The organism is Psychrobacter sp. AOP7-B1-24, assembly GCF_052376215.1.
In the GTDB taxonomy this organism is placed as follows: Bacteria; Pseudomonadota; Gammaproteobacteria; order Pseudomonadales; family Moraxellaceae; genus Psychrobacter.
In genome coordinates this window covers 1-459 of the sequence record NZ_JBQSVL010000214.1, presented here as the reverse complement: position 1 = coordinate 459, position 459 = coordinate 1, and the positions used below count along the sequence as shown (strand labels likewise).

General features: G+C 41.6%; 1 protein-coding gene. It reads right to left on the bottom strand.

Annotation, left to right across the window (positions count from 1 at the left end):
• Positions 1-459, bottom strand: a 459-nt coding sequence (locus tag ACT3QP_RS15065) for an IS3 family transposase (RefSeq protein ID WP_444526066.1), incomplete at both ends; no start/stop codon positions are given.

Sequence of the window (459 nt, the reverse complement as noted above, 5' to 3'; positions counted from 1 at the left end):
ACTATCATAGTATCGTCTCTCAAACTCAAAAGGCGACACATAGCCAATCGTACTATGAATGCGAGTTTTGTTAAACCAATCGACCCATTCAAGGGTTGCTAATTCAACATCACTCACACCTTGCCACTGCTGTTTTAAATATTCAATCACCTCCGTTTTATAAAGTTCGTTAACCGTTTCAGCCAACGCATTATCGTATGAATCACCTGTCGTGCCAACAGATGCAATGACGCCAGAATCAGCCATCTTATCAGTATAGCGAATTGATAAGTACTGAACGCCGCGATCACTATGATGAATGACATCTTTAGGATGGTTTCTGTCTGCAATGGCTTGGTTTAGTGCTGCCATCACCATATCAGTGTTCATACGATCTGATACTTTCCAGCCAACGATAGCGCGAGCAAATACATCAATGATAAAGGCGGTATATACCCAGCCACTCAGTGTCTTTATATA